Source organism: Pelorhabdus rhamnosifermentans (assembly GCF_018835585.1).
GTDB classification, from domain to species: domain Bacteria; phylum Bacillota; class Negativicutes; order UMGS1260; family UMGS1260; genus Pelorhabdus; species Pelorhabdus rhamnosifermentans.
In genome coordinates this window covers 141,293-166,951 of record NZ_JAHGVE010000004.1, presented here as the reverse complement: position 1 = coordinate 166,951, position 25,659 = coordinate 141,293, and the positions used below count along the sequence as shown (strand labels likewise).

Genomic DNA, 25,659 nt, shown 5'->3' with positions numbered 1-25,659 from the left:
TGTACAGCCCTGTTTCACATTACACGTTCACCGGATTCTTAGAGTCCTACATCTGGGCCACCCCCTTGCCTTTTTGTATCATGCCGCCTTTTGCACGAAAGACGGCACGCGCCTTTCATCCCGACTTAAAATTTGTATTTCATCGTCATATAGTACATGCGTCCAGCAAACGGATAAGGAAGCGTGCCCCCAACAGAACCATCGTATGCTGCCAACAAACGTCCATCATACCCCCGATTGAACAGGTCATTCACGCCGGTACTCAGTTCCCACTTCGGATTAAAGGCGTATTTCATTCCCACATTGACCGTTCCCAGGGCGTCAATATATTCATCATACTTGTCTTGACTGCTCCAACCGATATACTGACGATCGGTATAGTGATATTCGGTAAATACGTTCAGCTTGTCGCCAGGGAAGCGGTAATCGAAGCGAACGTTATAGACCCATTCCGGCATATACGTCATGGAGCGCGTATAGGGCAGATAATTTGTGTCCAACGACTTCATCTCTGATTCCTGCCATGTGGCGGCCAGACTCATGGTCAGCCGGTTCCAAGTCATTGTGTGAGTCAGTTCAAGACCGTGCACCTGCGTGCTGTCCATCGGCAGATACGTGCTCGGCGCATGCGGCGCCAGAGGCGTCCACAACACCAATTGATTCTGCGAGTGGCGATCGAACCAGGTCAGCACGGTTTCCGTATCGGCCTTGGCCAGTTTTCCCTGCCAATTGAGGCTGAAGTCGAACTGCTTTCCCGTCTCCCACGTGCTGTCGCCGTTTAGTCCGAAGAATTTTCCCGCACCTGCGTTCGGCTGAATATCGGCCCCGTCGCCGAACAGTTCATAGAAGTTCGGATGACGGTTGTAGGTCCCCCACGTGGTTTTGACGCTCCAGTGGTTGTTGAGCTGCTTCTGCAGCGCAGCGGCGCCGGAATATTTCCACTGCCGATCCTGTCCGCCGAGGGACTCGATGTCCACCTTGTCGGCCCGCACGATCGGCGTAAACTTGAAATCGCCGGCCTCATTGAGCGTCATCGTATCCTGCAAGGTCAGATGATACTCCTTGATATGATAATCGCTGAGCATAACGTCGCTGGAATAGGGATTATTGCTGGAGTAATTACTGGAGAACATGGCACTGCTCCAGTCGCTGCCGTTGGCGTGCATCTTTTCCTGACTTACATCGGCATTAAATTCCAGCAAATGACTGTCGCCCAGCTTCCAGGCGCCGTTCAGGTTTCCATCCCACTTCTTCGAGTGATACTCGGCCCAAAATTGACCGGGATTCGGCGCCCAGCCGCCGTAAGACATAGCGCCCGCCGCTATTCCGTTGATCAAGCCCGTATCGCGATAAGACTTTCGGCTGTCAATATAACTGACCTTCCAGCCCCAGTCCAGATTGCCTGCCGTGTTCCGGCGGCCGATCTGGAAGTCCTTTTCGTCAATATCCTGCTGCGCATCGTAATAGCCTTTTTCATACCAATTGCTGTACCCGACGCTGCCAGTTCCGGATCCGGCGAGAAAAGCAGTCACTGAACGAGGCAGCTGCTCATGAAGCTGCTTCCAGGACGCTTTGATATCCCAGTGATCGTCCTGCCATTTTACCATGCCGTCGTCGTTCTGGTAGCCGTTGGACCGCCGGGTAAATTCGCCCAAATCGGTGCCGCCGTTGGTAAGCATACGGAACGGGAAGTTGCCGCCCCAAATGTCCCGCTGGAAAGTGGCCAGCAGGCTGCCGTCCCCGATCGGCGCTGTCAGCTGATAGGTTGCGTTGTAGCCGCCATAGGACTTGAAGCCTTGACTGACGCTGCCGCCGACTTCCTTTGGCTTCTTGGTAATGATGTTGATGACGCCGCCCATGGGTGCGCCGGAAAACTGCACAGGCACATAGCCGCGATAGACTTCGATGCGTTCCACGTTATCCACCGGAATGGCCGAAAGATTCACTGCCGCTTCACTGTTCAGGTTGATCAGCACGCCGTCCACGTAGACGGCTACTTCAGCCGCCGTCGAACCGCGCACCCGGGCCACCGTATAGTGGCCGATCCCGTCTACCCGCTGAACAAACAGTCCCGGCACTCGTTCTAACAGATCGGGCAGGTCTTTTTGCTCGCCTTCAAATTTTTCCGGATAGATCACGGTCACCTGACCCGGCGATAAAGCTTTTTCCCAGTCCGGACGCTCCGCTTCCACCGTCACCGGGGCAAAGGAGTATTCCCCGTTTTCTGCCGTGTTTGTTGCGGTGTTTGCCACCTCGGCAGGCTGTACCATCGTTGGTGCATTTTCCGCCGGTACCGTGCCACCTTGCGCGGCAGTGGCTGCGACAGGTTCCTTGTCGGTCGTGCTGGCCACTGGAGACGACGGCGTCTCGTTCTGCACTGCTTTCGGCGCAGTTTGCTCTTTGGCAGCAGTTTGCCCTTTGGCGACGGCCGTTTCCTGCTTAGATTTGGTCGGCTGTTTCACTGCGTCCGTCGCAACTTTCGCTTCAGACATTTTATCCCCCGGCCGACCGACAATCACGGTCACATTTTTCTCTGGCTTTACGGTCTCATTTTTTGTGGCTTTCGGTGTTGCCGTTGAACTCGCCTTACTAGGACTCCAGAAACCGCCCCAAGTCCAGTTGAGTCCGCCGTTAATCTGCCAGCCGCTGCCAACCCGGCTGCCGTCCGTTTTACTGACGTCCAGATTAAACACGCCAGTCGGTGAAATCCGGTAATTGCCGCCTACGTTGAATTCCCACCAAGTATCCTTGCCACCCATCGTATCAAGCGTCCTAGTCTGATCGCCGAAAAATTCGTGCATGGCCGTGCCATTCTCGAATTCATGCAGTAATGCCACCCCGGCGTGTACACTGCCCTGGCCGCTATCTAACTGCTTGCCGATCTGCATTCCCAGACGGCCGGTTAAAGTGCTCGCGTTATTTTGCTGAATGCCCAGATTATTGCTTAAACTGTAGCTAAGGCCGTTGATCCGTCCGGCGTAGAGAGAAGCCGATGGCTCCCAGTACCAGTTGTTCTTCAAGGCGTCGTGATAGCCGTATTGTACTCCTAAGCCATAGCCCCAGGTGCTGTAGTCGCCATTTATCTGGCCGACCCCGCTGCCTGTATTGCCTGTCAAATGATAATTGTCTTTCAGATGGGAAGTGAGCAGCGCCACATCCAGATAATGGCCCTTATTGCCCACCCAGGTTTCGTAAATCCCCAGGCCCTGACTTTTCTGCGTACCGCCGCCTGTAGCGGTATTCGAATCGCCTTCTACATTGCTGGCGTAAATCCCGGCGTAGACCTTGCCATCCGCGATGTCATGGTTGAGCAACTTATCGTAGCCGACCTCCAGGCCGTTATAGTTCTGACCGACTGTACGGCCGTACCCGTCGGCGCTGTGATACTGTCCATGCCAGGTCTCCGCCCAGATGTTCTCCTTTTGATCCTCGACGGGCGCAGGCGCCGCGCTCAGGCTCGCTTTCCAGGAAGCGGGGTTGGATGATGGATTGGTATTAGCCGAACCGCCCGCAGCAGCCGCCGCCTTATCTGGCACCGCGGCCGGTTGCGGGATAAGACCTAGACGGTGCAGGCTGCCCACCCGGCGAAACATATTCAAATAGTCGTTCCGCCACAGGTTGTTCATGATCAAATTATTGTCGGCCGCCGACCGGCCGGATTCCGACGCGGTCCCTAAATCCAGGTAACTGTAGCTCTGCAGATACCAGGCGGTACTGCCGGTAATGGCGCTGCCGCTGGAATTGGTAAAGTAGTTGTCCAGTTCGCCAATGACCGGCGTAATCTCATACTGGCTGAAAATCCCGTCGGCCACGGAAGATTTGCCGGTCACCGTAAAATTGCTCGCCCCCGATTCAATCCCGAGAAGAAGCGGATAGCCATTTTGGGTGCTATAAGCGGCTTCTCCCTGCGTAGAATGGCCCAGACCCGGCACCCAGCCGAGAGTGATGTACAAATTGGCGTGACTGTCGGGAGTCGTGGCGTTCTTGATATACACCGCATCAACGGAATTGGATCCAATCGTAGCAATTTGCCCGACCTTATTCGTGATCGCACTCTCTGCACTTCCATAAACGCCCAGCCGCAACGTGGTGCCGTCGGCCAGGCTGGCGTTCTGAACCAAGAGGTCCCTGTTGAGGGAGCGGTAGTATTCGTACGTCTGGCCGTTATCGGTATAGTAAATTCCGGTTGGATAGTTGCCTTCATAATCGACTTGTCCATAGAGACTAGTCTGGCCATTTGCCGTCATACAGTCATGACTGACTGCCGGATCGAGAGGATTGTAGTTGCCGTTTATATCGTAGTGGGTGTTCAGATAGGACAGGTCAATCGTGCCGCCTTTACCGACCATCAGGTTGTTTACCGTGATGATGGTCGGGCCGGTGACTATCGTAGAAGTAGTACTGTTGATAATCTGTACGGTATCCGTAAGAGGATTTGAAAGGGTGCCGCCATATGTATCCCAATACTTAGAAATTGAATAGGTTCCTTCACTACCTTGAAAAATAGAGCTGTTTGTCGTCAACAAACGGTCTAAGGGCCGCCAGACGCCACCGGCTGGCACGGTTACCGTTGGGTAGGAAAATGAATAGGAAGAAGATGTGGACGGAGTAGAACCGACAGTCACCATAACTGAGTATAAGCTAAAATATCCGTCCAGGTTTGGATAAGCCGTATCTTCATAAATACCGATTTCGACTCCGTCTTGCCAGTCAGTGCCGTTCGCCACATAAAATTTTGGCAACCCATTGCTAATTAGCATCTTTAAAGCGGCTTGGTCATTATTTTTTATAGCCTGGGCAATGGCTTTAGCAATTGTTGTATTTTCCCAATAATCTGGATTTATGCTATCAACCAAACCGCTCCACGTCTGGCTAGTCATATTATAGACCTTAGTTATCGTCTGCCCCGGATTACTGGGATCGGGAACTTGAATGACCGCTAATAAGGCATTGTAACTTTTTGAATGCGCCGTATTTATATCTTGAATTAGAGTAGCTACCTGACTGCTCCCATCCATTTCCGCCCATCCAGTAAAAGCAATGGGATCATAAGTTTTGGTAGGATCTCTAAGCATTGTATCAAAACTGGACAGTTCAATCGTATTAAATAATCCGCCCGTTCCATCCTCCCTCACATTGCCGCTTGCCCAGTCGGAAAAAAGGGTTTTAGCGGTAACCCCCCCATTGTAGTTGTTATTCGCATCATAGCTTAGCAACCCGCTGGCAGTGGTCGTACCGTCGTCGGCCCGGGCCACGCTCATGAGGCCGACCGGCAGGCAGGTCAAGCCGATCGTGAGGGCCGTCAGCGCCGCCGTCCTGCTTAACAGCCGCCTCATGGCACAACCGCCAAGCCGTTGGCGACGGCTGGATTTTTGTTTTCCCTTATTTTTCGCTAATTCCGAAACCACCTGCCAGCATCCCCGCGCGCGGTTCCAGATGACTTTATAGATATGGTTCAACCGTTCTCACATCCTTGTATTTTTTGCCGGACGCTTCCGTACGTCCGTGAATTTTCAGTTTAATAGACAGGACGTTATTTTTTTTCCTGTTCGATGACTGCCGCCGTAATATCTTCCCCACCGGAAACAATTGCGTTGGCATCGACAATGACGCTTAATCCTTTTTCCGCTTTGACGCTCTCTATTGCCGCCTTGATCTTATCGCCCACGGGTTTCATCAGTTCGTTTTCCCGCTGCGCTTCTTCGCGTGAAAGTTTGTTCTGATAAGCCGTTTTCTCTTCCTGCGGCAGCGCTTTGCCATGTTCATCAAAATCCTTTTGCGCAGCCTGCCGCATAGCCTGGATGCGGCTCATTATGTCCTGAATGCCGGGGTAAGCGGCGAACACCTGCTGCCGATTCACGTAGCCGAGGGTTGCCGTGCTGTCGGCCTTGGCGGCCAGTGCCTGATTGGGAACCCCAAGCCCGGCGGTACTGAATATGAAAAATACAGCTACTAGCAACCCTCCCCAGTTGTTTCTTTGAAACGATAATTTTTTCACTGAACATTCTCCTATAAAATGATTTTAAAATGATTTCATTTTTGCTTTTCCGTACGGTTCTATCTCCCCTCTCTTCGTTCCAGGTTCTCCTTTGAGGATAAATCTCACAGGTAATGCGCTGAAGCCGCAGCCGAATCCTCTCCCTGTTGCTCGCAGGTAAAGCGAGGATTATCCGTACAGGCAGTTCTCCTGGCTCCAGTTCATCATCTGTCCCGCCTTCCCGGAATGTTTATCTCATTCCAGTGGCCTCTTAGGACTGACTCCCTGTTACAGTGGCGGCACCACGCCGGAATTACACCGGACTTCCCTATTAAGCCTTCTAAAAAGGCACCTGTACCTTTATTTTTCTAAACAAAGCTTGTCCGCTAAAATCGTTCAACAGCTTCATAATCATTTCAAAAGAAAGAGCCTCTTATGATGACTTCAACCATCATAAGAGGCTCTTTTTGCATTCCGGTTTATTTCCCGGCACAAAAAACTGCAATCAAATCCCCTCCCCATCTTTCGTAGGTAAAACGGTGATTGTTGTACAGGCAGTTCTCCTGGCTCTGGATCATGGCTTACTCAAACCTTCCCAAGATAAACTATCTCAGTGGTATTTCTTGAGTTCGCTCCCCATTACAGTGGCGGGACCGCGCCGGTATTACACCGGCTTTTCTATTAAACCCTTACGGGTACCTGTACCGATATGAAATTTTAATTTAAGAATATTACAAAAACGTTCTTATGTATATCCCTCAAATGAGGGATATTTTGAAAAGTTTCCCAGTCGTGTCTTATTAACACCTTCGCGCCCGCGGAGTCTTTTTTTTAGATTGCTTTCTCCTCGATGTACCAGAAGAAATCTCTCCAATCAACTCAGCCCGTGAACTAACGCCGGTTTTTGCAAATAAATTACGAATATGAGACTTCACTGTTTCGATACTGATCCACAACAATTCGCTAATTTCCTTATTGGTTTTTCCGTGGGCAATAGCTTGTAAAATTTGCTTTTCCCGTGGCGTAAAAATTTTCCGATAATGAAACTCCCACTTTTCGATTGGATGATAATCAAAAACAACACAAATAAAAGCCCGTTCTCCTTGACGAAGAGAAAAACAAATAAAATTAATGACCCCTGAAGAATCACGCAACACACCGCTTTGATTAAAAAAAGAGTTTTCAGTCGTATTAAACATTTCTACGGTTTCGCGACAAAAAACACGAATTTGTTGATAAAATTCGGATTTTATAATCAAAAAAATTTCCCGGGCTTTGTCATTAATATATATTTTTTCGGATCGACAATTAAAAATACAGATACCTTGGTTGGATTTTCGTAATATCTCCCAATAAATTGAACCTAACATTTTAAGCCTCCAAACTTTCAAGGATTGCTATCTAAACAGAAACCCGCAAAAAAAAACAAATGTCAGGCACATATGGAAAAATGCTTATATAATAAAGCAACTTTTAATTTAAGAATATTACAAAAAAGTTACAGCGTATATCCCTCAAATGAGGTATTTTAATAAACATTTGTCGAAACGTTTTTTCTGTTTTATTCAAAATAAAAAGACTTCCTAGGCAGATAGGGAAGTCCCTAAAGAAATAGAAAATCCCGACTAAAAATAGCCGGGAAGAAAAATCTCTCTATTAATCTCCCTCCCCATCTCTCGCAGGTCAAACGGCGATTGCTACACAGGCAGTTCTCCTGGCTTTGGATCATTGCGCCTCCAAACCTTCCCAGAACTCATCGTTCCAGTGGTATCTTTTGGATTTGCTCTCCATTACAGTGGCGGGACCGCGTCGGCTTTTTACCGACTTTTCTATTAAACCTTTTCGGGTACCTGTGTCCATATATGAATTTTTTACTTACATGTATAATTCTATATAATTAAACAGTTTTTGTCAAATAACTTATTCGCGTTATTCATCTTCATAAGCGACAAAATGCTCAAAGTCCTTGCTCGCTGGAAAAGAAATCGCCTGAACCGGACATTTCGCTTTGCAGCCGATACATCGTTTTTTATCCACAGTAGGATACCAGTCAATTTTTCCCCGTTCCACCAACAAACGACGTTGGTCGAAATTGCATAAAATCCCCTCTTTTTTGAATCGCTATTGAAAACGATTCACCATTTCTTCATTGCAAATGACAGGCTACGCTACCACCATGCCTTGCTTCTCATAATAAAGGAACAGAAGAAGCGCACCGAGATTCACTAACAGGACAACGCGAAATAAAAGAACAGCCCTGAGCCGCCTTCTCGTCTTTTCCATCAGACATTGGCAGCAACAATCGATTATGGCGATCCCTGGGATGCTTAACAGGTAAAAAACAAAAGCTGTTACAATTCTATCGATGGTTATGCATAATCTATAGGCTCTAATAATATCTATTCAGTATACTGCTATTTTTAAGATACTAGGGGAGATAATTATGCAAACCATGGATATGTTCAGCAACATACTTAGTTCATTTATAGAACCGACACAATTAAGCCAGTTTATTAATTTTAAAGTCACTTTTTTGAGTATTATCATCGAATCACTGCCATTTTTATTACTGAGCGTCTTTGTATCATCATTAATCCATCAGTTTATTAATGCCGAAACCATTTACAAGCTGTTGCCGAAAAGAAAGATATATGGTATTATACCCGCTTGTTTTTTTGGAATTTTGTTACCTGTTTGCGATTGTGGAACCGTTCCGATTGCCCGCAGTTTAGTGGTAAAAGGGGTTCCCTTATACCTTGTTATTCCATTTATGTTTTCAGCTCCGATCATCAATCCTGTAACAGTGTTAGCAACGCATTATGCATTTACTCCCCATGTCAGTATGGTTTATTTACGACTAGGAATGGCTTTTTTCATTGCTTGTTTTACCGGATGGATGATAAGCCTACTATTCGGAGAGAGCAAAGAGCTGAATCGTCATACCCAATTTTATGCAGAATGTAGTTGTACCTGCGCGGACAATATTGAGTCGTCTAACTTTTTTTTAAAACTTCGTAATACCCTATATGGAGCTTGCGATGAGTTTTTTTCCATGGGTAAATATTTAATATTGGGTGCAATGATTGGAGCTTTGGTGCAAAACTTTGTTCCACGTTCTTCTTTACTGGGAGTTGGTCAAAATAATATTCTTTCCATATTGTCCATGATGTTATTTGGATTTGGTATTTCTGTTTGCTCTTCTGCTGATGCTTTCATTGCTTCTTCTTTTGCAACTTCTTTTACATCAGGATCACTTGTTGCTTTCATGGCCTTCGGACCTATGATTGATGTAAAAAATACGCTAATGTTATTATCGGCATTTAAATTTCGATTTGTATCCCTACTTATCATTATTACGATAGGTTTTTGTATTACTGGTGCCGTACTTATTAATATTGTAAGTGGAGGAAAAATCATATGAATCGGCAACTGCATTTTCATATTCATAGTTTAATTAAATCGCTGGTTTTACTAAGTAGTTTCAATTTAATACGTGTTTTATTAAGTGCTGAACAATTATCTCTTTATATTCATCCCCGATTTACTTTCTTTACAGAAGTAGCAGATTATTTGTTACTAATTTTGGCTTTAGCAGAATTTAGCCGAGTTGTCTCGATTTCTAATGTACCAGTAAATAGCCTTCATCAACATTCACATGGGCACGATCTTAACGGTGGATATATCCTGTTTGTTGCTACCTTGTTTTTTGCAATGGTATTCCCCAATTCTACATTAGATGCCACTCAGGTTTCCAATCGTGGCCTAAATACAAGAATTACGCCGAATACTGCAACAATTGAGAATCTGCCTAGACCATTAGCCGAAGAATTGAAGACACCAAAGGGAATTGTAGTAACAGATCTAAAATACACAGAAATTATGTCTGAGTTAAATCAATTCCCTGATGATTATATCGGAAAAGAAGTGAATATGACAGGATTTGTATTTCGGAGTCCGGGACAATCCAGCAATCAAATTTCGCTTGTTCGCTATGTAATCACTTGCTGCACAGCAGACGCTTTACCCTATGGGATATTGTGTGAAACTGCCTCTGCCAAACAATATCCGGACGGTACATGGCTGGAAATACAGGGAGTTGTCCAGAAGGGAAAATATGACAATGAACCTGTCGGTATGATAAAATTGTCATCAATAAAAAAGATAACAGAACCCATGCATCCCTATGTTTTTCCCTATGAAACACCTGAGTAATGCTTCTTGAAGTTATTGATTTTTTCGATCTACTGGGCTATACTTAAATAATTCAACATTATTAATAGGTGTCCCCGCTGCGGTTTAATAGAGAATATGCACATTAGAGTCGTTTAGTTGACTAGTAAGTAACTAGTTGACTATTTATTTCACCAACAAATAAGAATATTCCTATTTGATTATAAATATCATCCCCACTGCCCCATACAGCAAGGAGAAAACAAATGCGAAAAATTCTCTGCAAAATTGCGAAAGTCTTATTGCTCTTCATGGTAATGATTCATTATGGGACAACGCTGTCTACTGTATCAGCGCAGGCCATTCGTGGCAATCCTCTGGCACCCATTACAATTGTCGAATACGTTGATTTTCAATGTCCTGATTGTGTTCAAGCGAAAAAGCTAGTCGATCAAGTATTGACTAAATATGATGGCAAAGTCCAATTAAAATTAAAACACTATCCCCATGCCACTCACCCCTTTGCGATGTCCGCTGCACAAGTTTTTGAGGCTCTAGACCGCCAAGACGAAGAAAAAGCCTGGGCATTTTATGATTTGGCCATGGCTGAACAGCCCGTTTTAAAAAATGGCAACAACGGACTGCAATATTTAGTGGACAAACTCAATTTATCGCAACCAGAGAAGGACCAGTTGAATCGCGATCTGGCCGATCCAACAATCGAAGAAGCCATTCAAAACAATATTGACGAGGAAAAGAACCTAGGGTTTCACAACACTCCTGCCTTTTTCATCAATGGAATTCATCTGACAAATGATCCTTCATTGGATGATTTCTCCCAGTTAATTGACTCCTTACTATAATCTAAATGTTACCGAAAATTGAAGTTTATTAGCTAACGGAGGTGAATTTGTTTTGAAAATGGGCCATTTTTATTATTTATTGTTTCTAGCATTATGGATACCTGTCACCGTATTTGCTTGCGACTGTAATCCTGATGCCAGCCCATGGTACAAGCATCTTCCAAACCAATCACTTGGTTATATCGCACAAGAGTTTGACAAACTGGCGCCTGCCCCGGGAATGAATTGGAATGGCGATGCTGATGATTGGTTTTCTAATGCTGCTCAATTTGACTGGATAGAAAAGACAGCTCCTCAAGATGCTAGGGTAGGAGCGATTATTTTATGGGAAAATGACAATCGCGAAATATCCGTCGGCATAGTCCGCCAAGTTACTGCCGATCATATCGTCTATGAATTAACCAATAAAGATGGTGTTTTTATACAATCTTCCATTGATTTCGACACACTTGCTAATCAATTTCATTTGATTGGTTATATTTACCCTGTAAAAGTGGATGAAAACAAACAGGCCCGCCTTATTCTAAAATGAACGTCCATAACCGAAATTGCCGCTTGCCGAATGTAAAAGCGGCCAGGGATATTCATGTCTGGTGCCTAGCGGAAGAACAAGTCGCCTTGTCCGCTGCTCATATTGAGATTGCCAGTAATGTGCCACTTTCACAAACTAAGCCTGTGCTGAAGCAAATATTACTCATAATATGATTTCTCCTCCCCAAGATTCAACATTGCTTGAATCTAAGGTTGATAGTATCGATAAAAAATTAGATACTCTAGCTCTTACAACGCAAAAAGATGTGGCAGGTATGTTAGGTCATAAGGAGAATCCATTAATATACTTGCTTTGTGTCAATTAAAAACCGAGGCAGAAGTTGAAACAATCAAGAAAAAAATTAATTAAATGTCCTATTTTAAGACTATGATTTATTTCATAGCCTTTTTTGTTATAATAAGCCAAAAATCATATTGAACGGGTGATTGTCCTTAACCATGTTTTGACAATCATCCGTTCATTTTCTATATGGCAACGGCTTTAATAAAATAGCATTGTTCATCGTCAATCATGGATTCCACGCGAAAATTAGCTAAGACCAGCATTTCAGTAAGAACACTGCCTTCAGATAACAATAATGTCTAGCTAAGCATATCTGGTAACAGTCCTTTACGAAGCATAACATAAGAAATAGATCTGTCATAATGAAAGATTGGCATTCGTCTTATTGCCATAGCATCCTTGAACATCGCAAAACCTGGATTTACCGAAAATCCTCCAATATAACCAGCTTCGCGCGCAAGATTTATAGTTTCAGCAGTGTAATAACCACCGGGATAAGCAATAAACTCAACGGTCTTTCCTATAATTTGCTCTAAATCAGCTTTTGATTTAGTGAGTTCCGTCGCTGCATCTTTACGATTCAACTCAGCAAGTGACCGATGTGTGACTGTATGTGCGCCAAAACCCATTCCGGCAGCCTCCATTTCACGAATTTGTGGAATGGTCATGCGATCGTTTTGTCCAACCATACCTGTAATGATCTCAAAGCTGGCTTTCATAGAATATTTTTGCAAGATGGGAAAAGCATTCGTATAATTATCTAAATAACCGTCATCAAATGTAATTATTATGGGCTTTGATGGAAGCGGTTCATTAGGAGATTTTATATGTTGCTTAAGCTGCGTAAGGGATAGAGGCGTATAACCTTCTTGGCTTAAAGTTTCTATATCCTTTTGAAACCGGCTAGTGGTGATTGTTAGTGGATCACCTTCCAAACCAACCCTATGGTACAAAAGTATCGGTATGCTATTTGATATGTTATTTATTAAATCGTATTTTGAAAAAAGAGACAGGCCTGACAAAGCTGCAAAAAAACCAGCGGAACCAGTTAAAAATTGACGTCTTGTTATCATACGTATCCTCCATTTCCAGAGATATAATTGCTGAAGCTATTTCTTGGTATAATAAATATTAGGCTGTATAAAATATAGCACAAAAAATAAATAACTTCTATCACCAGTGTTGATTAACTAATAAATGACATAAAAAAAGCTGCATTTTCTGCAAAGTCATAGTTGCTTAACCTTATATGACAAATAATAATAATGCTTATTCCCTAGAAAAAGCAGGTTTTATCTAACACAGCTAACTTAATTTTTTCAACATTATTCTTTTATTTTCTTATCTGATTTCGACGTAATAAACGTGAAGATTTATCGCGAAACAGAATAGCGGAAAAAAAAGCGGTTAATGGAATTGCACAAATCAGACCGATACTTCCAGTTAAGGCGCGTACAATTTCTGTGACAATCAAGTTTAAGTTCATTATTTTTATCGACGAAATATCTTTTTGGGCGGAGATCAACAAAATCAAAGGCAGCGAGGAACCTGCATATGCTAAAATTAACGTATTGGACATAGTACCCATGATGTCCCGCCCTACGTTCATTCCAGTAAGAAATAGTGGTTTGAATTTAATTTCTTGCATACAGTTTCTTACTTCATTTACAGCTGAAGCAATTGAAATAGTCACATCCATTACTGCTCCCAGGGAACCAAGTACCATACCAGCAAATAATATGCCCTGAAAATCCACGGTCGGTAATAGAGTGGCTTTTAACATCATAGCCTCTTCACTTTCTAAGCCAGTTAAATGCATAAAATGAATCGCCAGATTTGACAAGATACCGGCAATCGCGACACCACCAACTGAGCCTAAAATTGCAGCGCGTGTTTTTACTGTCCAGCCACTTATGAACGTCTGTGTTACTATGGCGATTACTGCGCTGATGATAAACACCAATAATGTAATATTAGTATGAAAGGATAAGACTTGAGCAATAAAAATTTTAAAAATTAAAAAACAGGAAAACCCGATAACAATAACCGATTTAATTCCAACAATGCCACCAAAAATTAATAAACTTAAGATAAATATTCCTAATAATATATAAACGTAATTTGTACGCTCAAAGTCACTAATATTATATTGGGTTGCACCTGAATCATTAGTAATTGCTACGATAATTCGATCACCAGGACTTACATTCATAGAAGTAAAAGCAGATTGTTCTAGCCGGTAATTAATTGAATTGACTTCTTGGCCGATTTCCGGACCAGATGTTAATTTGATTTTGACCAATTCACCTTTACCTGCAATAGGACTTTCTTGACCAGAACTATTAAGCGGACTAACGGAAAGTACAATTCCTTTTTCATATTGTATTTGCGTATTTGGTGGTGCAGCTAGTGCCATACCAACAGAAAAAGTAAAAAGAATTACAAAACAAAGTAATGTTTTTTTCAATACGAATACCTTCCTTCTACAAAAATTCACAATAAGACTAAATTCTTGACATTCCTTGAATAACTTTAAATTAAGTAGACTTTGGCGCAGATTCTTTGCAATTATTGCAATAGCCGTACATTTCAAGTTTATGATTGGTTATATTAAAATTAGTTTGCTGTTCTATGTGACGTTCAAATTCTGTTAATGGACACTTGTCAATACTAATTATTTTTTTGCATTTCAAACATATTAAATGGTGTTTATGTTCGAAACGATTTAGTTCAAATACACATTTATTGTCTTCAGGTAAAATTGATTTTAAAGCAATTCCCTTATCAACAAATATATCCAAAATTCGATATACAGTTGATAAGTTCACTAAATAATTTGCTTTTCTAAGCTCTAAATAAATATCTTCCGCCGTCATAATATTACGGGCTTGATTGAGAATATTAAAAATCAAATTTCGCTGTTTCGTACTTTTCATGCCATGCTTATTTAGATATTCTTTGTGATCAGTTAAATTTTTCTGTTCCATTGAAGTCACATCCTCTTTTAAAAATTTTAAAAGCTATTGATTAACCTGCGTAATCAATTTATAAATTTTCATTTTTTTTAATAACAGGATAAATAATAAAATGAATACCGAAATTATTGCTGTTACGCCTCCTGGCGCTGCATTAATCCAGTATGAAATAATAATACCAAGCATGATATCAACAAAGCTAAACAGTATCGAATAAACCATGGTCAATTTGAATCCCTTATTAAGTTGCAAAGCTGTTGCAACTGGGAGTGCAATTAATGAGCTTATGACGAGAATGCCTACAATTCTTAGAGTAACAGAAATTGTCGCCGCAACCAAGACAGAAAATATATAATTAATCATTTTATTTTTAATTCCGGCAATTTTAGCGCCTTCTTCATCAAAGGTTATAAAAACTAATTGATGGTATAATCCGCTTATTGTTACAAGAGAAACAGCACTCAGGATTAAAACTGTATAAAAATCCCCTCGCGTTACAGTCAATACACTTCCAAATAAAAAAGCCTCTACATTAGCATGAGCTGCCCCTGAACTTATAATCGTAATTGCAATTCCAACTGATAAAGATAATACGATGACCAAAATAAGTTCGGCATATTTCTTAAAATTTTCTCGTAAAATTTCAATAATGATCCCAAATAGCGAGGTTAATAAGAATGCGCTTATTATTGGATTCATATTAAGCATAAGACCAACCGCAACTCCTGCTAAAGAAGCATGCGATAAGGTATCGCCGATCATGGAATATCGTCTTAAAACGAGAAACATCCCGATAAGCGGGCACAGTATGGAAATAAGTATGGAAATCATAAACGCATTTTGCATAAAACTATAATGAAGCATAACGGTCACCCCCTGTAGTTGCAGCTAGATATTCGTTGATATACTCATTGGGACTACAGAGATGTCCGCTTCCTTGGCATAAGTGGTAAATAAGTGTAGAGTTATCAATCGCCGCTTTAAGATTATGTTCCACCGAAATAACTGTAACCTGATTGGTTCGGTTTATGTTTTTAATTAAGCAATAAATTTCATCCTGGCTCTTTAGATCAACTCCATTAGACGGTTCGTCCAATACAAGTAAATCTGGATTTCCCAGCAATGCGCGGGCAATAAATATTTTTTGACACTGACCGCCTGAGAGAGTCCCAATTAAAGCTTTGCTGAAATTGCTCATTTTTACTAAATCCAAATATTTAAAGATACAATCTTTCTCTTTAATCTTTAAAGTTTTCCTATAACAGTCTAAAATTTCATATACCGTTATAGGAAATTGTATATTCAAGTTCTCAAAGCGTTGCGGAACATAAGCTGCTTGTGTAAAATCATTAACAATTTTACCCTTAGTGGGTGTCAGCAACTTCAACAGTAACTTTATCAACGTACTTTTACCTGATCCATTCTCCCCTAAGATGGAAATATAGTCGCCTTGATGAATGGTTAAATTCAAATCCTTTAAAAAATAAGGCTTATTGGGAGTATAAGAAAACCACAAATTTTGTATCGTAATCATTTTTTCCTCCATTATTTTCCTTGGCGCGTATTGACATTTCTTTAATATCATTATATCCTAATTGCAGAAGCAAATGCAAATTATTTGCTTTTACAACTAGGATGGAAGTGATAATATGGTAAAAAAATTTTTTTTAAGTTTCCTTTTATTTTGTATGATTCTCAGCTTGTCAGCTTGCGGATCATCCGGTAATGATTCATCAACAGCTCAGCAACAACAAGCTAAGCTAAAAGTCGTAGTTTCTTTTAATGCGATGAAAGAATTTGCCCAAGCAATAGGTAAGGATAAAGTTGACATTCAAACCATAATACCCGATGGTACTGAACCACATGATTTTGAACCAACGGCCAATGATTTAGAAGGCTTAAGTACTGCCAAAATATTTATTTACAATGGTTTTGGCATGGAAAATTCATGGCTAGATAAAGCTTTACAAGCAGTAAATAATAAAAATTTAATAATAGTAGAAGCATCGAAAGGTGCTACACCTATAGCTAATACAGACCCGGAAGTAATCAAAGATGATGGACAATACGATCCGCATTTATGGGTTAGCTTAAAAGGAGCCGAAATCGAAGCGAAAAATATAAAAGATGCTTTTGTAACAGCAGACCCTGCGAACAAAGATTATTACGAAAAAAATTATACGGATTTTTATAATCAACTGGAACAACTTTATACTGAGTATGATAATAAATTTAAGAGCGTAACAAATAAAAGTTTTGTTACGGGACACGCGGCTTTTGGTTATTTATCAAGAGATTTTGAATTGAAACAAAACAGCGTGGAAGATGTCTTTGCGGATGGTGAACCAAGTGCAAAAAAGCTAAAAGAATTAACTGACTATTGTAAGGAAAACCAAATTAAAACAATTTTTGTCGAAGATATGGTAAGTCCAAAAGTTTCAGAAGCCTTAGCTAATGAAGTTGGAGCTAAGGCAGAAAAAATTTATACGATTGAAAGTAAAGAAGACAATAAAGATTACATACAGAGTATGCGTAATAATCTAGAGGAGATTTATACTAGTTTAAAATAAGTAATGTGCTAGTTTAAAACCGTAGACAAAAAAGCATTCTATGTAAAGCGTAACAAACTAGCCCCTACCCCGGGAATAAATTGGAATGGCAATGCTGATGATTATATCCAATAAAAATCCAGAAGCCTTCAGAGATGGGCTTCTGGATTTTTTATTCTTGCGTTAGGAATTTTAATGTCTGGTGTAAACCCCATTGAAGCATTGGTTTATAGCCAGGTTGTTTTAAAGGAGTTCTCTTGGGCGGCGTAGTCATTTATTATACCAGCTGGTACTGGAGTCCGGCAAGCGTTAAATCATATCCAGAAAGAAGAACAGGAACACGTCGAGGGGATTTTCAATTATATGAACAGTCATGGTATGTATAACGTACAATAATAATTAAAGTTGCTTCACGAATAAGTGCCATCTTGTATTTTCCACTCAAGGCGACACTTTATTCGTGATTAGAGAATTAAAAAGAATGAGTAAAAGTGGCTTCCAATTTCGTATTTTTCTGCCCACTACTAATAATTTTTTGATTTTTATAAACGACTTCTAAGCTATCCGCGTCAGTCAAGCTATGGGTAAGCCCATAGTAAATTCCCCGATTGTCATTGTCAAAATCACTTTGTTTCCCCATATCACCATTTGTTTCAACCTTAAACCCAGTAATGTAAACAGCTGTCTTATCATCGAAACCATAATTCCAACTAGCCGCATAGGCTTTATTATCTGCATTACTATTTGATTTCGCATATTCAGCAGTCACACTATGTTTACCAACTTTATAGGTCCCGTCCACCGCCCAATGATTGGTATGTTCCCCACCATCAAATTGATAGCGTCCTAATGTCAGACCATAATCGAAATTTTCAGTTGCCTTATACCCCGTTCTAATAGCATATAACTTGTTTTTTTCCGATCCCACATTATCTTCTTGTGCCGCAACTGCTGCAATATCCAAAACCCCTGCCCTGCCTGTGGCACTAAGTCCGTCAACAAAATTGTGTTTACCAATATTAGAATCAGAGCGACTATATAATAGGCTTGTAGTACCGACCGTCACAGCCTGACGACCCAGTTTATAAAGAAAGTTGCTACTCTTATAATTCAGTCCGAACAGATCAAGGGAAAACACCGATTTTCTATCAGATCCGTAAGCGTCGAGATTATAATCACTAAGTGACGGCTGTGTAGCATACTGAGCACCAAGGCGAGCATACAGTGAAAATTCACTGCCAATGTCGGTTTCCCCATTAAGAGTAGCACTATACATCATACCCGAAATACTGGGATCGCCTGTAGCTGTATCTTTTTCATACTTAATCACGGTATTACCAGTCAAATTAACAGGAGCAGCCAAAGCCACCGTAGTCATAGAAAAACTCAATCCTGTTAAAATCATCATCGTAGTAAACTTTCTCACAAAAACACCCCTTCTGCGCAATAATAATGAGTTGAGATTTTTTCATAATTTGATTTCAAGATGAAATTTGCCATATCATCACAACATATAAATGTATGCATGTTGAAACAAACTATATATTATATTGTGGATAACTATATTTGAATTATGAAAATCTCTCACTTATGTACAAATCATTATGTACAAGCGACAGCGCCGAAACATAATGTAATATTACTTCTACTAAAATAAATAGAATAATAAGACAGATGTCACTTATGTGACATCAAAAAAATGACAGGCATTTAATTTTTCTTCCACTGAACTCCACGATCTCTTGGCATAAACTAGAGGAATATCTTGAGCTTTAGCCACAAATTTAACATGAGCAGCAGTTCCATGATTTACATAATCAGTAAGGACTAACACCAAAGCTGTGGCTTTGGGCAATTTTAACTTACTTCTAGTCAAAGACTTTCTTGCTGAAACATGGGTAATTTCGGTAACACCTAATGAATATAGATTCTTTTCAATACCCCCTAGATGATCAGCACCAACAACAACAATCGACATATTTTTCACCTCTCTTTCCAACATAGCAAACTGGCCATTTTTCATTCAAAGCCAATGAGCGCTTTTTCTAAACTTGATAGCCTCGTCCATCCCAACGTTTATAATGTCCTTTAGTAGATGGACGATGCCAAACAAAAAACTATTCGGTATCACAATTGATAATGATTATCAATGTCATTATATAAGTTCTGCTATTCCCTGTCAATAAATTACTGAAGTAAAGTTCATAATAAATACTATAAATCATAAAACAGACAATTTTGTTACGAAAAAAGCTACCCTTAGTCAGCAAATTGACTAAGGGTAGCTTTCTTTTGTTTCCTGTTCCATATATTCATGACCATCTAATATAAACAAACGTAAATGATTTTACCAAGCTTTTCTACCTTCGAACCGCTTCCCACATCAAGGACTGCATCATTAAACTTACGCCATCGGCAAAGCCTTGATTATAGTAGATATCCCCGGCAACTGTTTCCTGATCCGAAAAATAATTCTGCAATTCATTGAGTTTGTTAACTTGCTCTTTCGATAATTCAGCAGCCAATGATTTCTTAAGACCATGATTCATTTCATGGCTTTTTTTATTATAAAAAACCAAAAATCATATTGAACGGGTGATTGTCCTTAACCATTTTTGGCAATCATCCGTTCATTTTCTATACAGTAACGACTTTAATAAAATAGCATTGTTCATCGTCAATCATGGTTTCCACGCGAAAATTGGCTGAAACCAACATTTCACTAAGAACACTGCCTTCAGGCAGCCGATCTTCCTTGACGATTTCACTACTTTCATGAATGGCATTGACTGCAGAACGTGGAATGTCATGCATGATAAACAAGGAACCGCCCGGTTTTAATAAGGAATAAATTTTTAATAAAAAAGTCTGCTTGTTCTGTACATGAGGGAAAAAATTAAGACAAACAACTTTATCGTAAAAATAATCATTCTGGAAAGTCATAATATCCGTGGCTGCAAAAGAAATATTGGACAAATTTTTGAACTTCTGTTCAGCGCACTCCAGCATCTTTTCCGAAAAATCTAGTGCCGTAATCATCCCGGTGCTGCCAATCCCGCGATGAATAAACGGTAGTAACACGCCAGTCCCTGAACCAATATCAAGAACCCGATCCCCTTGTTCAAGCCCCATTAAACCTGACAGATAGGTCAGCATATGCTCATTGACATCCCGCATATCATCCCAAGATGTGGCCAGTCGATTAAAAAAATCACGTTCACTTGCTATGATAGCCACCCGCCTTCATTACAGTTTTTGTGTAAGACTGACACTGAATAACCGCCCCTGCATGGAATAATTGTATTGTTCGACATAATGCTTGTCAAAAAGATTATCGACAGCTAACGTACAGCTTCGACCCTTACCAAGATCTCTTACAAGGGACGCACTATGAACAACATAGCCGCCAATCCCTATTTTCTGAGTGGATCCAACGGGATAATTCGCTGTTTGTTGTCCTGTATATGTCACATTATAACGAAACTGCCAAGGCTTCTGATCATACAAATAAGTCAAACCAATCTTATGACGGGGTCGATAATCCAATTCGCCGGAAAGCCCCAGCTTATCACCGGGCAAGACGCCACTCTTTTGGGTATGCTGATTGGTATAATTGAGCATGAGGCTGGAGTATTCATTGAGCTGATAATTATTCTCCCACTCAAAGCCCCACAATTTAGCATTGGGAATATTATAACAACTGAAAGGGTATTGATGCTCAAAATTAATATAATCAGAAATATCCTGGTAATAAAAATCAAATTTCGTATTAAATTGCTCATTCACCCGATGAGTCATACCGAGTTCATAAGACCATCCCTGTTCCGGCTTTAGCTCTCTGCCTGTCCCTAACTTCCCCCACATCGGATTGAGCCACCAAAAATATTCCGCCATGGACGGAGCACGCCAGACATGATCCATGGCAATAAAGGTCGTTGTATCTTTATTATTGCGGAACGAGAAATTCAATTTAGGTGACAAACCATGATAATTCGTATCTTTCATATCTGTAGCACGCTCATCATCTCGGCTCGCCTTCATTTGATCATAGCGTAGCCCCACATTGGCTGTCCAACGGTTCGTTAATGCCCAAGTATCGTCCGCATAGATTCCATAAATATCTTCTTTCTGGGAAGGATAGAGATCACTCGCTGTACCTGCCGGTACATTATACCACCCATAACCATATCGCAACTGTTTGTACTCCGTACCATATGTATAAGTGTGGGAACCCTCTTTAATCCGACCATTTAACAGCCAGCCACGTGACCTATCCGTTACAATGGTCCGATCTAAATCAAGAGTGCCATCGGTTTTAAAATTTACCTCATGACGTCTTTCACGGCTCTGCCAGTAATCCAGTGTAATAAAGCCATTGTTTGTCTGATGAGTCCAGGCCGTATCAAAATTGGTATTGTATTTTTTCCAGTAGGCACCATTATTTAGGGGACCATAATTAGAATAAGCCGTTTCAGCATCCGTCGCTGAAATCACGGGATAACTAGGATCATAACCTGCTGTCCCTGGCGTATTTCGCAAAATGTAACCCCGCTTTTCTTCTGACTGCCGAACATTCAATTTCACATTATCTTTGGGCGTAAACGCATAATCTAATTTTAATCCATACTGTTTGGCATCGTAGTCATTATTGCGTAAAAAAGCATCTTCACTGCTTTTATTATAGCTGACCTGCCAGCCCAATTTATCTTGTGTAGCACCATAATTAAAACGCAACTGCTGCTTATTGTATTGTCCAGTAAGAATACTGATTTCACCGCCAGCCGCTGTGGCTTTCCTGGTAATAATATTAATAACGCCGCCTAAAGTATTGCCATATGCTGCCGACTTGCCCCCTTTGATAATTTCGATTTTTTCTATCGTATTCAGTGGGATACTGTCCCAATCCATATAACTACCGCCCATCACACCAGACAGGGTAGCCGGAACGCCATCCACAAGCACCGTAAAGCGCCGCGAATCGAACCCTCTAAGTTTGACCGCGCCATCATCATTATCACCGTGACCTGTACGAACTTGAATATCAATTCCTGTAACATGGCTTAGCAGTTCAGGCAGCGTAGATGCCTTGCCTGGACTAATTTTTTTGACATTGACATTCGTAGCATCCGTTGCCTGTTGAATAGGATCCGCATGAACAATAATTTCTTCCATTTCATAACTTGGAGTTTCTGCTGCATAAGTTGTGGATGTAAGTGCTAAGGCAAGTAAGATATGAATCATTAGCTTGTTTCTATTCATGACTGTTCTCCTTTAATGTGCGAAATTTTCAAATAGCTGCCTTCTAACCTTTTTACAAGCAAGGGTATCAAAACCATTTGTATGAGGATGCCAGGAAAACCCGTTGTAATACCACCGATCAAATACCCTAAGGGCGGAATGTTAATATGTACAAGCTGAACCATCAAAAATATAGCAGCAACCGTTCCCAATCGCCCCAGGATCATCGCACCTACCAATGAAGCAAACAACGATATTTTCCTATTATGATATAAATATCCGCTGACAACACCGTATAAAGCCAATTCAATGACCATGAGCGGCAGAACAGGTATGACTGGCGGCATACCCGTAAAAAAGCTGCTTAAAGCCGGAGCAATAACGCCAACCGCCATGCCCGATTTGCCCCCAAGCAATAAACCAGCCATCAAAACAGGAATATGCATCGGTAAAAATATTGCTCCCATGGCTCCTACAAAGTGAAAAGTGATCGGCAAAACTACCCCCAACGCCATAAATAATGCCGTGTAAACTAATTTCATCGTATTCGTCATTCTGTGTTACCTCCTTTCGCACAAAATAAAAACCAGGCAAGCCCCTCTCTTTCGCAGAGATAGGATTACCTGGTTTCATGCACAGGAATCTCAATCACAACCACAACAACTAGAAAACTAAAAAACTAACTACCTTCAGGTATCAAAAATGAGCCTCTTGCTCATATAACAACGCAATTTTTTGCGTTGTTATTATATTTGACAAATGCTACCTATCTCCTGCTAGGCAATTTTCAAAATTTATTGAGCGAGGAAATTTCTTTCAGAATCAATATATCTGCTTTAATATTTCTTCCACAGCTAATTCATTTCATGGTCTTTTTTATTCACATATGTTAAAATAAATTTAAGGGAGCGATCGGCATGGAAGAATTGTTAAAACAGATTTTGGCAGGACAAAAAGATATCTGCCAAAGATTAGGAAATCTTAAACAGGGACAAAGTAATATTGAGCAAGGGCAAAGAAATCTTGAGCAGGGACAGAAAAATTTAGAACAAAAAATGATATCTGGATTTACCGATTTGAAAATAGCAATTGATGTTACTCAAAAAGATGTTCAAGATATACGTCGAACCTTACGGGCCGTTGAAACGATTACGGCTAAAAATTGGGGCGACCTTATTGACCTACAAAAAGCTGAATAATATTAAAAAAATTTAAGGCTATGATTCATTTCATGGCCTTTTTTATTGGTATGCACGCGATAGCGTAATGTGGCGTTTTTAACTCGCCATGAATAATTCAGGTCTGGTTTTATGGGTACATTATATTTCCTGATATTCGATAATTAAATATCAGATAGCCGAAATAAATATTTTAAATATTGTTGAGTTATTGCTATAATTACATTTGAAGAAATGTCGACATCTCTTCAAACAAATTCTCACATAAAGGGAGTAATTTTACTTATCTTGAGTGAAATGAAAGGAATCATGACAAAATGTTTAAAAAAATTGCTTTAAAATTATTGTTAAATAAGTGGCATCAAGGGGGGTTTTCAGTCGTTTTTTGGGATGGTGAACAAGAAAATTATGGTAATGAGCCACCTGCTTTTAAAATAATTTTTCACAAAGAGCCGCCACTACAATTTCATAGTGATGATGCGGTGTTATTTTTTGGTGAAGCTTATATGGACGGACTCATTGATTTTGAAGGATCAATGGATGATATATTGCGCGTTGTTGCGCTTAATACGCAACCACAAGAACCAAAAAGGGAGCCGCTCATGACTCCTTCAGATACCCATATTCAGCGGGAAAATATTCACCATCATTATGATTTAGGAAATGACTTTTTCTCGCTTTGGTTGGATAAGACGATGAGCTACTCTTGTGCTTATTTTAAGACTGCTAAAGATTCTCTATATCAAGCACAGTTACAAAAAATTGACCATATTCTCAAAAAAATAAACCTGAAACCGGGTGAAAAATTACTCGATATTGGCTGTGGATGGGGCTGGGTAATCATCCGTGCCGCCCAACAATATCATGTGCAAGCTACTGGCATTACATTAAGTACGGAACAATATAAAAAAACAAAACAGCGGATTAAAGAGTTGGGATTAGAATCTCAAGTAAACGTTGAACTGATGAATTATCAAGATTTAAATGCTGACAAGTGGCAATTTGATAAGATTATCAGTGTCGGCATGTTTGAACATGTAGGAAAAGAAAATCTGACCAAATATATGAATAAAATACATGAATTATTGGTTCCGGGAGGAATGTCCTTATTACATACGATAACAGGCATGTTTGAGGGAACACCGAATACCTGGATGGGAAAATACATTTTCCCAGGCGGTTATGTTCCTTCACTGCGTGAGACAATTTGGCTATTACCAGAATATGATTTTCACCTGCTCCATACGGAAAGTTTACGGTTGCATTATGCTCTGACACTAGATCATTGGTTTGACAACTTCAAAGAACATATCGACGAAGTAAAGTCTAAATATGGAGAACGCTTTGTTCGCATGTGGAGCTTATATTTACGCGGCTGTGCAGCAGCCTTCCGGGTATCCGGCCTAGATATTGACCAACTGGTATTTACAAAAGGCTTAAATAATAAACTGCCGATAACTTATGACTATATTTATAAGGATTAATCAGTCTCTTTCGCTTTATAATCTGAAATCGTATGATCCATAAAAATGAGATGCCTTTTCTATAAATTGGCCTTAATTTACGTAAATTTCAAAATTCGATGCAATGCCAATAAATTCAAGTAATATTCAAATCAAAATCAAGTTCAACGGTGGCAATTTATCTACGAATGCAGGACTCTTGCTTCTTCATGCATTTATAAATAAATTGGGACTGAATCAGTTGCGAAGCACCAACATCTCGCTGATAAATTTTACTGCAAAAAATTTATCAGTTCAGCGATACCTTGTTCAAGTTTGCAAAACGTCCGAATACCATCCGCAGTCCGTACTTCTGTAGCATAGTAAACCTTAACGGATTTGGCATGAATAAATCCTCGTTCTTTCTTATAA

Annotated in this window: 23 protein-coding genes and 3 riboswitches; of the genes, 8 read left to right on the top strand and 15 right to left on the bottom strand. The window is 40.8% G+C overall.

Annotated elements, in window-relative coordinates; genetic code table 11:
- Nucleotides 1-125 precede the first annotated feature (125 nt).
- The 4 genes from Ga0466249_RS06875 to Ga0466249_RS06860 form a co-directional block, all read right to left on the bottom strand.
- Nucleotides 126-5,459 (bottom strand): TonB-dependent receptor domain-containing protein, encoded by a 5,334-nt coding sequence (locus tag Ga0466249_RS06875; RefSeq protein WP_215828701.1) that lies wholly within the window; start codon nt 5,457-5,459, stop codon nt 126-128.
- Between the two features lie 74 nt (nt 5,460-5,533).
- Complete coding sequence (locus tag Ga0466249_RS27510) at nt 5,534-5,998, bottom strand: OmpH/Skp family outer membrane protein (RefSeq protein WP_215828700.1); 465 nt, start codon at nt 5,996-5,998, stop codon at nt 5,534-5,536.
- A gap of 162 nt (nt 5,999-6,160) precedes the next feature.
- Nucleotides 6,161-6,348: riboswitch (cobalamin riboswitch) on the bottom strand.
- A gap of 165 nt (nt 6,349-6,513) precedes the next feature.
- Nucleotides 6,514-6,695: riboswitch (cobalamin riboswitch) on the bottom strand.
- 82 nt (nt 6,696-6,777) lie between these two features.
- Nucleotides 6,778-7,347 (bottom strand): response regulator transcription factor, encoded by a 570-nt coding sequence (locus Ga0466249_RS06865; protein WP_215828699.1) that lies wholly within the window; start codon nt 7,345-7,347, stop codon nt 6,778-6,780.
- 317 nt (nt 7,348-7,664) lie between these two features.
- Nucleotides 7,665-7,846, bottom strand: a riboswitch (cobalamin riboswitch).
- Between the two features lie 60 nt (nt 7,847-7,906).
- Nucleotides 7,907-8,047 (bottom strand): hypothetical protein, encoded by a 141-nt coding sequence (locus tag Ga0466249_RS06860; protein WP_215828698.1) that lies wholly within the window; start codon nt 8,045-8,047, stop codon nt 7,907-7,909.
- A gap of 373 nt (nt 8,048-8,420) precedes the next feature.
- Here Ga0466249_RS06860 and Ga0466249_RS06855 point away from each other — a divergent pair, with 373 nt between their 5' ends.
- The 4 genes from Ga0466249_RS06855 (at nt 8,421) to Ga0466249_RS06840 (ending at nt 11,542) form a co-directional block, all read left to right on the top strand.
- Nucleotides 8,421-9,398, top strand: a complete 978-nt coding sequence (locus Ga0466249_RS06855) for a permease (protein WP_246588529.1) — start codon at nt 8,421-8,423, stop codon at nt 9,396-9,398.
- Entirely contained in the window at nt 9,395-10,189 is a 795-nt protein-coding gene (locus Ga0466249_RS06850) for a TIGR03943 family putative permease subunit (protein WP_215828697.1), read from the top strand. Before Ga0466249_RS06855 ends, Ga0466249_RS06850 begins: the two co-directional genes overlap by 4 nt.
- A 224-nt stretch (nt 10,190-10,413) precedes the next feature.
- Nucleotides 10,414-11,010 (top strand): DsbA family protein, encoded by a 597-nt coding sequence (locus Ga0466249_RS06845; protein ID WP_215828696.1) that lies wholly within the window; start codon nt 10,414-10,416, stop codon nt 11,008-11,010.
- Between the two features lie 52 nt (nt 11,011-11,062).
- Nucleotides 11,063-11,542: a CHAP domain-containing protein gene (locus tag Ga0466249_RS06840; RefSeq protein WP_215828695.1), complete on the top strand. Its 480-nt coding sequence runs from the start codon at nt 11,063-11,065 to the stop codon at nt 11,540-11,542.
- 602 nt (nt 11,543-12,144) lie between these two features.
- Here the strand turns inward: Ga0466249_RS06840 and Ga0466249_RS06835 are convergent.
- The 5 genes from Ga0466249_RS06835 to Ga0466249_RS06815 form a co-directional block, all read right to left on the bottom strand.
- Nucleotides 12,145-12,918: a polysaccharide deacetylase family protein gene (locus tag Ga0466249_RS06835; protein WP_215828694.1), complete on the bottom strand. Its 774-nt coding sequence runs from the start codon at nt 12,916-12,918 to the stop codon at nt 12,145-12,147.
- Nucleotides 12,919-13,178: 260 nt separating this feature from the next.
- A complete protein-coding gene (locus tag Ga0466249_RS06830) occupies nt 13,179-14,312 on the bottom strand; it encodes a YibE/F family protein (protein WP_246588528.1) in 1,134 nt (377 codons plus the stop codon).
- Nucleotides 14,313-14,382: 70 nt separating this feature from the next.
- Nucleotides 14,383-14,832, bottom strand: a complete 450-nt coding sequence (locus Ga0466249_RS06825; RefSeq protein ID WP_215828693.1) for a Fur family transcriptional regulator — start codon at nt 14,830-14,832, stop codon at nt 14,383-14,385.
- Between the two features lie 33 nt (nt 14,833-14,865).
- The gene (locus Ga0466249_RS06820; RefSeq protein ID WP_215828692.1) at nt 14,866-15,684 is read right to left on the bottom strand and encodes a metal ABC transporter permease; all 819 of its coding nucleotides are present in this window, start codon (nt 15,682-15,684) and stop codon (nt 14,866-14,868) included.
- Nucleotides 15,671-16,354 carry a metal ABC transporter ATP-binding protein gene (locus tag Ga0466249_RS06815; protein ID WP_215828691.1) on the bottom strand — a complete coding sequence of 228 codons (684 nt, stop codon included), beginning with the start codon at nt 16,352-16,354 and terminating at the stop codon, nt 15,671-15,673. The genes Ga0466249_RS06820 and Ga0466249_RS06815 overlap by 14 nt, the downstream gene beginning before the upstream one ends.
- A gap of 115 nt (nt 16,355-16,469) precedes the next feature.
- On the opposite strand from Ga0466249_RS06815, the gene Ga0466249_RS06810 reads away from it, so the two are divergent.
- Both Ga0466249_RS06810 and Ga0466249_RS27100 read left to right on the top strand, forming a co-directional pair.
- Nucleotides 16,470-17,390 carry a metal ABC transporter substrate-binding protein gene (locus tag Ga0466249_RS06810; RefSeq protein ID WP_215828690.1) on the top strand — a complete coding sequence of 307 codons (921 nt, stop codon included), beginning with the start codon at nt 16,470-16,472 and terminating at the stop codon, nt 17,388-17,390.
- A 255-nt stretch (nt 17,391-17,645) separates the two neighbouring features.
- Nucleotides 17,646-17,765, top strand: coding sequence for a spore coat protein (locus tag Ga0466249_RS27100; protein ID WP_215828784.1), 120 nt, complete (start codon nt 17,646-17,648; stop codon nt 17,763-17,765).
- A gap of 76 nt (nt 17,766-17,841) precedes the next feature.
- On the opposite strand, the gene Ga0466249_RS06800 is transcribed toward Ga0466249_RS27100, so the two are convergent.
- The 6 genes from Ga0466249_RS06800 to Ga0466249_RS06775 form a co-directional block, all read right to left on the bottom strand.
- Entirely contained in the window at nt 17,842-18,795 is a 954-nt protein-coding gene (locus Ga0466249_RS06800; protein WP_312889725.1) for a hypothetical protein, read from the bottom strand.
- 255 nt (nt 18,796-19,050) lie between these two features.
- Entirely contained in the window at nt 19,051-19,347 is a 297-nt protein-coding gene (locus tag Ga0466249_RS06795) for a DUF2325 domain-containing protein (RefSeq protein ID WP_215828689.1), read from the bottom strand.
- 382 nt (nt 19,348-19,729) lie between these two features.
- Entirely contained in the window at nt 19,730-19,918 is a 189-nt protein-coding gene (locus Ga0466249_RS06790; protein ID WP_215828688.1) for a hypothetical protein, read from the bottom strand.
- Between the two features lie 88 nt (nt 19,919-20,006).
- Entirely contained in the window at nt 20,007-20,606 is a 600-nt protein-coding gene (locus tag Ga0466249_RS06785) for a class I SAM-dependent methyltransferase (protein ID WP_215828687.1), read from the bottom strand.
- A gap of 9 nt (nt 20,607-20,615) precedes the next feature.
- On the bottom strand, nt 20,616-22,628 hold the full coding sequence (locus Ga0466249_RS06780) for a TonB-dependent receptor plug domain-containing protein (protein ID WP_215828686.1): 2,013 nt from the start codon (nt 22,626-22,628) through the stop codon (nt 20,616-20,618).
- Complete coding sequence (locus Ga0466249_RS06775) at nt 22,625-23,161, bottom strand: ECF transporter S component (protein WP_215828685.1); 537 nt, start codon at nt 23,159-23,161, stop codon at nt 22,625-22,627. The genes Ga0466249_RS06780 and Ga0466249_RS06775 overlap by 4 nt, the downstream gene beginning before the upstream one ends.
- 363 nt (nt 23,162-23,524) lie before the next feature.
- On the opposite strand from Ga0466249_RS06775, the gene Ga0466249_RS06770 reads away from it, so the two are divergent.
- Nucleotides 23,525-23,806 carry a hypothetical protein gene (locus Ga0466249_RS06770; protein ID WP_215828684.1) on the top strand — a complete coding sequence of 94 codons (282 nt, stop codon included), beginning with the start codon at nt 23,525-23,527 and terminating at the stop codon, nt 23,804-23,806.
- A 296-nt stretch (nt 23,807-24,102) separates the two neighbouring features.
- A complete protein-coding gene (locus tag Ga0466249_RS06765) occupies nt 24,103-25,269 on the top strand; it encodes an SAM-dependent methyltransferase (RefSeq protein WP_215828683.1) in 1,167 nt (388 codons plus the stop codon).
- Nucleotides 25,270-25,659 lie beyond the last annotated feature (390 nt).